The sequence below is a fragment of the uncultured Negativibacillus sp. genome (genome assembly GCF_944388365.1).
GTDB lineage: Bacteria > Bacillota > Clostridia > Oscillospirales > Ruminococcaceae > Negativibacillus.
The window spans coordinates 1-9,426 of sequence record NZ_CALXIN010000071.1 but is presented as its reverse complement, the minus strand read 5'-3'; the positions used below and the strand labels follow the sequence as shown (position 1 = coordinate 9,426).

Annotated in this window: 13 protein-coding genes; all 13 read right to left on the bottom strand. The window is 51.2% G+C overall.

Annotated features, from left to right (window positions below):
* Positions 1-329, bottom strand: a 329-nt coding sequence (locus Q0L39_RS08995) for an Rnf-Nqr domain containing protein (protein ID WP_296628523.1), incomplete at its 3' end; no start/stop codon positions are given.
* Positions 329-1,006, bottom strand: coding sequence for an electron transport complex subunit E (locus tag Q0L39_RS08990; protein WP_296628521.1), 678 nt, complete (start codon positions 1,004-1,006; stop codon positions 329-331). The genes Q0L39_RS08990 and Q0L39_RS08995, both read right to left, overlap by 1 nt.
* Before the next feature lie 5 nt (positions 1,007-1,011).
* Positions 1,012-1,536, bottom strand: coding sequence for an FMN-binding protein (locus tag Q0L39_RS08985; RefSeq protein ID WP_296628519.1), 525 nt, complete (start codon positions 1,534-1,536; stop codon positions 1,012-1,014).
* Positions 1,536-2,474, bottom strand: a complete 939-nt coding sequence (locus Q0L39_RS08980) for an RnfABCDGE type electron transport complex subunit D (RefSeq protein ID WP_296628517.1) — start codon at positions 2,472-2,474, stop codon at positions 1,536-1,538. The genes Q0L39_RS08985 and Q0L39_RS08980 overlap by 1 nt, the downstream gene beginning before the upstream one ends.
* A gap of 16 nt (positions 2,475-2,490) precedes the next feature.
* Positions 2,491-3,798: an electron transport complex subunit RsxC gene (gene rsxC / locus Q0L39_RS08975; RefSeq protein WP_296628516.1), complete on the bottom strand. Its 1,308-nt coding sequence runs from the start codon at positions 3,796-3,798 to the stop codon at positions 2,491-2,493.
* Between the two features lie 93 nt (positions 3,799-3,891).
* Positions 3,892-4,419 (bottom strand): Gx transporter family protein, encoded by a 528-nt coding sequence (locus Q0L39_RS08970; protein WP_296628514.1) that lies wholly within the window; start codon positions 4,417-4,419, stop codon positions 3,892-3,894.
* On the bottom strand, positions 4,416-5,486 hold the full coding sequence (locus tag Q0L39_RS08965; protein WP_296628511.1) for an FAD:protein FMN transferase: 1,071 nt from the start codon (positions 5,484-5,486) through the stop codon (positions 4,416-4,418). The genes Q0L39_RS08970 and Q0L39_RS08965 overlap by 4 nt, the downstream gene beginning before the upstream one ends.
* Positions 5,487-5,923: 437 nt before the next feature.
* Positions 5,924-6,373 carry a CD1247 N-terminal domain-containing protein gene (locus tag Q0L39_RS08960; protein ID WP_296628510.1) on the bottom strand — a complete coding sequence of 150 codons (450 nt, stop codon included), beginning with the start codon at positions 6,371-6,373 and terminating at the stop codon, positions 5,924-5,926.
* A 72-nt stretch (positions 6,374-6,445) separates the two neighbouring features.
* Positions 6,446-7,003: an elongation factor P gene (gene efp, locus Q0L39_RS08955; RefSeq protein WP_296628508.1), complete on the bottom strand. Its 558-nt coding sequence runs from the start codon at positions 7,001-7,003 to the stop codon at positions 6,446-6,448.
* A 283-nt stretch (positions 7,004-7,286) separates the two neighbouring features.
* Entirely contained in the window at positions 7,287-7,718 is a 432-nt protein-coding gene (aroQ, locus tag Q0L39_RS08950; protein WP_296628507.1) for a type II 3-dehydroquinate dehydratase, read from the bottom strand.
* The gene (locus Q0L39_RS08945; protein WP_296628505.1) at positions 7,715-8,587 is read right to left on the bottom strand and encodes a TIM barrel protein; all 873 of its coding nucleotides are present in this window, start codon (positions 8,585-8,587) and stop codon (positions 7,715-7,717) included. The genes aroQ and Q0L39_RS08945 overlap by 4 nt, the downstream gene beginning before the upstream one ends.
* Positions 8,588-8,597: 10 nt before the next feature.
* Entirely contained in the window at positions 8,598-9,110 is a 513-nt protein-coding gene (locus Q0L39_RS08940; protein WP_296628504.1) for a YqeG family HAD IIIA-type phosphatase, read from the bottom strand.
* A 160-nt stretch (positions 9,111-9,270) separates the two neighbouring features.
* The coding region (gene rpsU / locus Q0L39_RS08935) for a 30S ribosomal protein S21 (RefSeq protein ID WP_296628524.1) at positions 9,271-9,426 on the bottom strand (156 nt) is incomplete at its 5' end.

Genomic DNA, 9,426 nt, shown 5'->3' with positions numbered 1-9,426 from the left:
AGATAAACACCCAGTGCACGATAGAGCGCCTTCATGTATTTTTTGAGGATGAACTCTACCAGCTGTACCAGTGCTGCAATGACCAGAATGAAAACGATGGTCTGCAGGTAGCCCAGGCCATATGGTTCGAGCAGGTAGGTGAAGATCGGCCAGGTAACTGCGGTAGCCATCAGCATAACGAAGATAACTGCCGAGCTCATACCGATTGCCGAATCCAGCTTTTTAGATACGCCAAGGAACGGACAGCAGCCCAGGAACTTGGACAAAACAAAGTTGTCGACCAAAATAGAGGTGACAAGGATGTACATTAAATTCTTGAATAACTCCATTATTCACAGCCTCCCTTTCCAGCGTTGGCACAGCCTGCTGCATTCGGGCAGGATTCACAGCCAAAGCTCTTTCTCTTGACTGCCTTGCCGTTGGAAACCTTGTTGAGCAGTGCGATAACACAGCCGAATACAAGGAAGCCGCCAGGAGCCAGAACAAAGATCGAAATTGGTTCAAAAAGGTTTGCAGTGATCGGAATACCAAACCAGGTGCCGGAACCGAGGATCTCACGGATGGAACCGATGACCAGCAGAGCCAGGGTAAAGCCGATGCCCATACCGATACCGTCCAGTGCAGATTTGAAAACGCTGTTTTTGCTTGCGAACATTTCGGCACGGCCGAGGATGATACAGTTTACAACGATCAGCGGCAGGAAGATACCCAGCGAGCTGTAAACATCCGGCACATATGCCTGCAGCAGCGAGCTGAGCAGGGTTACAAAGCCGGCGATAACAACGATAAAGCAAGGGATACGAACTTTATCAGGAATGACTTTTTTCAGCAGGGAGATTACAATGTTGGAACCGAGCAGTACAAAGGTCGCTGCCAGGCCCATACCGATGCCGTTTTTTGCCATGGTGGTGACCGCCAGTGTCGGACAGGTTCCCAGTACCAGTACCAGTACAGGGTTTTCCTTGATGATACCGTTGGTCAGGATTTGCAGATTCGATTTTTCCATCTTCCCTACGCTCCTTTCACAGTTTCATAGACCTCAAAGGCGGTCTGGATCGCATTTTTCATTGCGGTGGAGGAGATGGTCGCGCCGCCGATTGCCTGGAAACCATCCATCGACTCATCCATACCTTCAAACTGGTTGACAAAGTCGTCGTTGGATACCTTGGAACCAAGGCCTGGAGTTTCGTTGTTGGCAAGGATCTTGATGCGCTCGATGGTGCCATCCTCTTTGATGCCGACCATGACCTTCAGCGGGTCGCTGGAATAACCTTTGGAAGTAACAGTGACGGTGTAGCCTGCGCCGTTTGCTGCGGCATAGACATCCTGTACATTCTCTGGGAACTCACCGGTCACCTCTTCAAACGAATCTGCCTCGGTCAGAACCTCGGCACGTGCGATTTCTGCGGTCTTACGGTCGTTTTCCTCGATGATCGGCTGGGTGATCTCGTGGCTGATCGAAAGCAGCATGGTGATGACCAGACAGATGACAGCCAGCACCAGTGTTGGTTTTACAAATTCATTCATTGCGTTCATTACTGCTGCACACCTCCAAACGCTTTATTGCGAACCATGCGGTTGATGTGTGGGGTGATGATGTTCATCAGCAGGATCGAATAGGAAACACCTTCCGGATAGGAGCCGAATACACGGATGACCATGGTGATGAGTGCACAGCCCAGGCCGAAGATGATTTTGCCTTTCTCGGTGATTGGTGAGGTGGTGTAGTCGGTAGCCATAAAGAAAGCACCGATCATCAGACCGCCGCCGAGCAGCTGGTACATCGGATCAACGCCGAACAGCAAGGACAGTACCAGCACACCGCCGATGAAGGAAAGCGGAATGGTTGGAGTGATAACCTTTCTCCAGATCAGGTAGATGCCGCCGATAATCAGCGCCAGTGCACAGGTCTCACCCATACAGCCGCCGCGCAGACCCAGGAACATTTCCAGCAGAGATGGCAGTGCATCTGTTTCACCTGCAGCGATCTGTGCCAGCGGAGTTGCACCGTAGACACCCTGAACTGCATGGCCGTTTTCTACGCTCAGCCAGCTGGTCATCGGCTGGGAGAAGGACAGCAGCAGGAAGATACGAGCTGCAATGGCTGGGTTTGCAAAGTTGTTGCCGATACCGCCGAACAGCTGTTTTACAATGACGATAGCGAAGAAGCAGCCGACAACTGCCATCCACAGCGGCAGCTGAACCGGCAGGTTGAACGAAAGGATGACACCGGTGACAACAGCGCTCAGGTCGGAGATGGTGTTCTCTCTTCCCAGCACGCGCTCGGTAGCATACTCAAAAATAACACATGCTGCAGCACAGACAGCGGTCAGCAGCAGTGCGCGGAAACCAAAGATGATGACGGCAGCCACCATTGCCGGTGCCAAGCCGATCAGAACATCCCTCATAATCGTGCTGGTCGTCGCACTGTCATGGATGTGCGGCGAAGCGGTTACGATCAATTTGTTACTCAAAGCAATTCACCTCGGATTATTTTTTTGGAGCGATCAGACGCTTGGACAGTTTATTGACAACAACCAGCGAACGTTTTGCCGGACATGCATAAGCACAGCAGCCACATTCGATACACAGGTTGACCTTCAGAGCTTTGAGCTCGTCAATATTCTTCATCTTGAAGGCTGTTTCAATCAGGGATGGCATCAGACCCATTGGGCAGGCACGAACACAGCGTCCGCAGCGGATGCAGGCGGTTTCCTGGATTTTCGGAACATCTGCTTTTGCAAAGGCAAGCAGTGCGTTGTTGTTCTTAACCAGTGGGTAGTTGACATCATACAGAGGAGTACCCATCATTGGGCCACCCATCAGCAGTTTCGCCGGCTCCTCTTTAAAGCCGCCGCAGAAATCAACGATGTCCTTGAAGGTAGCACCGATCGGCGCAACCACGTTCTTTGGCTCCTTGATGGCGGAACCGTCGATGGTCAGTGTCTTGGTGATCAGCGGCATACCGGTGGTCAGATACTCGCCGATGAACGCCATGGAAGTGACGTTGGAAATGATGACGCCGGCCTGATATGGAAGCTGTCCTTCCTTGATGACCTTGCCGCAGGTCTCGTAGGCGATAACCTTTTCAGCTCCCTTTGGATACATGGCCTTGAGCGGAACAACCTCGATGGTCGGATCGTTTGCACATTCCTGTCTGAGCTTTTCGATCGCCTGTGGTTTGTTGTCCTCGATGCCGATGTAGACCTTGTTGATCTCCATATATTTCTGGACTGCCTTGATACCCTTGAAGAGCATCTCCGATTTGTCCAGCATGGTACGAAGGTCGGTGGTGATGTACGGTTCACACTCTGCCGCATTGATAACCAGGGTGTCTACCGCATTCAGATCCTTCAGATTAAATTTGACATGTGCTGGGAAACCTGCGCCGCCCAGACCAACCAGACCGGAGCATTTGAGCGCTTCCAAAAACTCCTGATAGTTGGTGACAACCGGTGGTTTTACCTCCTCGGAAACCTCCTGTTTGCCATCGGTCGCGATGACAACCACCTGATCGACAGCACCGATGCTGGTGGTCATGGTGGTGATCGCCTCGACAGTACCGGAGACACTCGAGTGGGTCCGCGCACTCATGAATGCCTGCGAGGAACCGATGAGCTGTCCTACCTTCACATAATCCCCTTTTTTGACCAGTGGATCACAAGGTGCTCCCATGTGCATATGCAGGGAAATATACACCTTGTCCGGCACCGGCATGACCTGTGGAACACTGTCGTTGGTGTTCTTGTGGTGCGGCACATGCACGCCTGGCAATGTCTTCTTACCATTGTTAGACACGATTTTAGCCCCCATTTCTATAAATTGCCTGAATCCTTCCAGACAGATGATATCAGCGCAGCATCCTGCACTGTGTATCTTTATAATAATCCCTTACCTCTCCCCTCGCTGCCGCAGACTGCTGCGGTAACGCTGTGGAAGATAGGGTATTATCCAACCAAACAGTTTGCCTGTCACTGCGCCGACCACTAAGCCGGAAATCAGCAGCACAGGGATGTAATAATATAGGAAAACACTGGTCAGGAATCTTGCCAGAATCAGCTGACCGATATTGTGCATCACGGCGCCAATGACGCTGAGTGTGATGTAGTGCAGTGAATAACGGGTGAGCCAGTCGACCAGAATAATCGCAGTGACCGAAACGAGGCCGCCCGACAGACTGAGCATGCCGGCGACAAACCCGCGGGTCAACAGCACAAACACCGATTTCATCACCGCAAGGGTGTAACCGGTGCGTCTGCCCAAAAAGAAAACGCCATACATGGTAACCAGATTGGACAGTCCCAGTCGGATGCCTGGGAGCATTCCTGGTATGACGATCATGCTCTCCAGATAGGAAAAGGCCATCGACAGCGCAAACAGCAGTCCCATCAGGCTGACTCTGGATGCGATATGCTTCATCCTTCTCCCCCGCCTTCCTCCACCGCAACATAGCGGTATTCGTGCGCATTCTGTGTGTTCGGTGTAAAGTTCTGTGCAAGCGACGAGGAGTAATAGACGTTGCCCTCGGTATCCACCGCGATCAGCTGGTAGTCCGATTCATTCATCTTGGCAAGCACAGCATCCTTTCCCTCGATAAACAGGCTGGTGGACAGGCAGTCCGCCAGCAGTCCATCCTCCGAAATCACCGACACCGACAGCAGGTCACTGTCCGCCGGATAGCCGGTGCGCGGGTCAAGCACATGATGGTAGCGCACACCATCCTCTTCAAAGTATCGCTCATAGGCGCCGGTCGTCGCCATGGTCATTCCATTGAGGGTGAGCGTTCCCAGATATTCCGAGGCATCTCCCTGCGGGTCGCGCACACCGAAGCGGTAATCCTGTCCATCGGGCGTTTTGCCCAATACAATCAAGTTGCCGCCGATCGAAACATAGCCGGCCTGAATCTCGTACTCCTCCGCCATTTCGCGGACGATGTCGCAGGCGGCGCCTTTGGCTACGGCGCCCAAATCGAGCGACTGTCCCTCGCGGCGCAGCATCACACGGTTGCCGTCGATGAGGATGTCGCGATAGTCCACCAGCTGACGCGCCGCATCAATCTCGGACTGTGCTGGAACGTGCGGATTCTCTCCTGTAATGTCCCAAAGGCTGGTCAGCGGCGCAATGGTGACATCAAACAGTCCGTTCGACTGCTCACAAAAATAGATTGCGCGCTCCAACAGCTCCAGGCACTCCGCCGAAACCTCAGTATACTGCTTGCCGGCGTTTTGATTGATATTGCTGATCTGGCTGTCCGATACATACATCGAAAACTGCTGCTCATATTCTCTCAGTCGCTGCTCAATCTCTTCCACAGCCTGCTGGGACTGTGCGCCAAAAAGCTTTTGTTCAATCACGGTGTCCATGATAAAGCTGGTAGAAACCGACATCCTGTTTTGCTGTGCACGATTGCGTCCAAGAATGACGACAACCACCAGCCCAACAACCGCGACCGCTACCAGCGCGAGCTTTGCAACCTTTGAATTCACAGTCTACCTCCTAACAATATCTAACAATCTATAGTTTACCGCAAAGTTAAAAATTTTTCAACATTCCTTTCTGCGGTTTTGTACAAAAAAAGTGATTTTTTTCGTTTCTGAGTTTGGCATTTTATTAACATTGTGGCTGTTGGGTACAAGGTCAATTGTCCGCACAAACAATTTCGTTTGTCTAATCACAATCTCTTCTTCTATCTGACCAAAAAAATTCTACACTTCTATTTATTTTTTGTTTAAAAAATCGCACTGGGACAAAATATTGCCACTAGCTTTGTTCTTTGCGATAAAATTGCAGTTTCTGCGGTCAAGCATTTTAGCTGACGTTTGTAAATGAAATTGTTTTTCCTTTTTAAATTTCAATACAAATTTATACATCAAACTACATAAAAAAGCGGCAGGAAAATTCCTGCCGCTTCTTATTTCTTCTTTTAGCAATCGCAGTCGCAATCGCCGCAGCCGCAGCCACACTCGTCTTCTTCGTCAAACTCGAAGGTCAGAGTTTCGCCGCAATTTGGGCATTCGATTTCGCCTTTATCAAGAACGGTGCTGTCGATGCAGATTTCTTCGTTGCAGTTTGGGCATTTTACTTCGTAAACGTCCTCGTCGCAGCAGCAATCGTCATCGTCGTCGCAGCAATCGCACTCATCGTCGTCATCGTCGCCATAGAACTCATCTTCAAGGGAGCTGAGGTCCTCATCAACTGCTTCCAGTTCTTCGTACAGCTCAGAAGTGCTGTCTTCCAGATCGGATACAGTGAAAGCCATATCGTCGAGCACGTCCAGAACAGCTTTCATGATCTTGCCCTGATTTGTAGTTTCATCAACGCCGATTCCTTCTACAAGGCCTTTGAGGTATGCTACTTTTTCTGTTAAAGTCATTTTGAAATCCCCCTTAAATTAGATATGATGAAGGTTTGTGCCTTACGTTAAGATTGGTGGTGCAGAAAGTGATTATGCACGCTCCATGTACTCGCCGGTACGGGTATCAACACGGATCATTTCGCCCTCGTTGATGAAGATCGGTACACGGATTTCTGCGCCGGTTTCCAGAACTGCTGGTTTGGTAACGTTGGTAGCGGTATCGCCTCTGACACCTGGCTCGGTCTGAGTTACCAGCAGCTCAACAAAGTTTGGAGCCTCACAGCCGAAGATGGAGCCTTTGTAGGACAGGATCTTAACAACCATGTTCTCTTTTACAAACTTGAATGCATCGCCCAGTTTGCTTCTGTCGATCGGAACTGTCTCGTAGGATTCCTGATCCATGAAGTAGTACAGATCGCCATCGTTGTACAGATATTCCATATCTTTTCTCTCGATGAAAGCGGTTGGGAATTTATCGGTTGGGTTGAAGGTTTTCTCTACAACCGCACCGGAGATAACGTTTCTGATTTTGGTTCTGACAAATGCAGCACCTTTACCTGGTTTTACGTGCTGGAACTCGATGATCTGGAAAACGTTGCCGTCCATATCAAATGTTACGCCATTTCTGAAATCGCCTGCTGTAATCATAAATATCCTCCATTATTGTCTGCGCTTTTGGGCGCAGGTATAAATTTTTGTGATTCCCCGGATGTTGCTCTGCTGTGACATGCAAGGAGGAATCGGTGACCAAACCTTTTTCAAAAAGAATCCGGTCTGTAAATGGTACACCGCTGCTATGCTTGCTCACAAGCGGCTCCCGAACGGAAGTTTTTCAAAAAAATTTCTCTCAAACTTCGATAGTACCATTTTATCTTAAAAACGAACTTTTTTCAAGTGTTTTCTAATATCGGGACAAACTTTTACAGTTTTTCTATAAAAGAGCCTCCACTGCCTCCACGCCAAGCAGGTAGCTGCGCCAGCCAAAGCCACAGATCTGACCGACACACACCGGTGCGATGACCGACTCGTGGCGGAACGGCTCGCGGGCATGGATGTTGGACATATGCACCTCGACACACGGCTTTTTGACCGAGGAGATGGCATCGCGGATCGCATAGCTGTAATGGGTGTAGGCGCCGGCATTGATGACGATGCCGTCATAGCCATTCAGTGCCTCGTGGATCTTGTCGATCAGCGCACCCTCATGGTTGGACTGAAAGATGTCACATTCCAGTCCCAGCTGATGTGCTCGACCGAGGATATATTGGTTAATATCCTCCAGCGTCATCCGGCCGTAGGTATCCGGCTCGCGGATTCCGGTCAGATTGATGTTTGGTCCATGCAGTACAAGAATTTTTTTCATACAATCTGCTCCTTTTCTTTGGCCTGCTGGTACATCCGCTTCATCGCGGCAGCATCCTCTGCCTGGGTTCCCGCCGACTCACAGATGATGGTCGGACTGCATCCCTTGCGCACGATCATCTCAGCCACCGGCTCAAACGATGGACCGTACTCGGTGTCCGCAAAGGTCAGGTGACACTTTTCGCCGCCCTTGAGGGTGTACTCAATCTTGGAAAAATGGGAATGGAACTGCCGCAGTCGGGAGATTCCCAGCTTGTCCTCCATCTGTTCAAAGACAGCGCGGACCGCCTGCGGGTCGTTGAGCGTTCCAAAGGTGCGGGCGTTGAGATGTCCAAAGTCGATGCACGGAATCAGCCGTTCATCCAGCTGGCACAGCTCCAGCACCTCCTGAAGGTCGCCCAGCTGGTTGAGCTTGCCCATCGTTTCAGGGCACAGGTGGATGTGTCCCAGCCCTTCCTCGTCCATCGCCTGCAAAGCTCTGCGCAGCGTGTCCTTGGCAAGTTCGAGCGCATCGGTGCGGCTGAGCTTTGCGCAGGAGCCGGAGTGTACGACCACCCGCTGCGCTCCCATCGCATCGGCTGCCCGCGCGCTTTGCAGGATGTAGTCGATGCTGCCGGTGCGCTTTTCCTCCTCCAGACTGGAAAGCGAGATGTAGTACGGGGAGTGCAGCGACAGCGTGACTCCCGCTTCCTTCGCCTTTTGTCCAAATGCCTGTGCCGCCTCGGTGCTGATGCGCACGCCGCGGCCGCACTGGTATTCATACGCATCCAGTCCCATGTGGACAATGTATTCCGGCACCTGGATGGTCTTTTTGTAGCCCATAGCGGCAAAACTTTCCGAATTGCCTGCCGGACCAAATTTGGCTCCCATGTGCTCCCTCCTAACTCAGATGCAGGATGCTGTCCGCTCTCTTTTTCGGACAGATCCGCAGTACCAATCGCTCCATCGCTCTTTTAAAACGGAAAAATGCCATCTTCTCCTTCTGGATCGGCTGCACCAGCACCGTTTTGCATCCGGCATTGTTGCCGCCGAGAATATCGGTGAAGATCTGGTCGCCGACCATGCACAGCTGCTCGCAGGGAATATTCATCGCCTCAGAGCAGCGCCGGTAGCCCTTTTTGAGCGGCTTTGCACCGTCTGCGATAAAATCCAGTCCCAGAATCTCCGCAAACGGTTTGACCCGTTCGGGACTGTTGTTGGAAAGAACGATCATCTGGATGCCAGCCTGGCGGTTTTGTTCCAGCCACGCAGTGACGCCCTGATCGGGAACGGGATTGTCATGGGTGGTCAGGGTGTTGTCGATGTCCAGCACCAATCCCTTCACTCCCCAGCTTTGCAGCAACTGCGGCGTGATGCGGTAGACCCGATCCGCCATGGCATCGGGATAAAGCATTGCTTTTCTGATGTGGAACCTCTCCTTCCCCGAATTACAAAATAAAATCATACAGATAAGAAAAAGCGAGCCAAACGGCTCGCTTTTATTCTCATCAACTCTGCCTCATCAACAGAGACAGCATCCGCAGCCGGAAGTCGGCGATGCAAAAACAGACAGATTATCTGAATTTGCGTTTGCGAGCAGCTTCGGATTTCTTTTTGCGTTTTACAGACGGCTTCTCATAATGCTCTCTTTTACGAACTTCGTTGAGAACGCCAGCGCGTGCGCACTGTCTCTTAAATCTTCTCAGAGCACTATCCAAAGACTCGTTATC

Coding starts and splice junctions, on each gene's coding strand:
- Q0L39_RS08990 (WP_296628521.1), bottom strand. CDS start 1,006: ATGGAAAAATCGAATCTGCAAATCCTGACCAACGGTATCATCAAGGAA.
- Q0L39_RS08985 (WP_296628519.1), bottom strand. CDS start 1,536: ATGAACGCAATGAATGAATTTGTAAAACCAACACTGGTGCTGGCTGTC.
- Q0L39_RS08970 (WP_296628514.1), bottom strand. CDS start 4,419: ATGAAGCATATCGCATCCAGAGTCAGCCTGATGGGACTGCTGTTTGCG.
- Q0L39_RS08960 (WP_296628510.1), bottom strand. CDS start 6,373: ATGACTTTAACAGAAAAAGTAGCATACCTCAAAGGCCTTGTAGAAGGA.
- efp (WP_296628508.1), bottom strand. CDS start 7,003: ATGATTACAGCAGGCGATTTCAGAAATGGCGTAACATTTGATATGGAC.
- aroQ (WP_296628507.1), bottom strand. CDS start 7,718: ATGAAAAAAATTCTTGTACTGCATGGACCAAACATCAATCTGACCGGA.
- Q0L39_RS08945 (WP_296628505.1), bottom strand. CDS start 8,587: ATGGGAGCCAAATTTGGTCCGGCAGGCAATTCGGAAAGTTTTGCCGCT.
- Q0L39_RS08940 (WP_296628504.1), bottom strand. CDS start 9,110: ATGCTTTATCCCGATGCCATGGCGGATCGGGTCTACCGCATCACGCCG.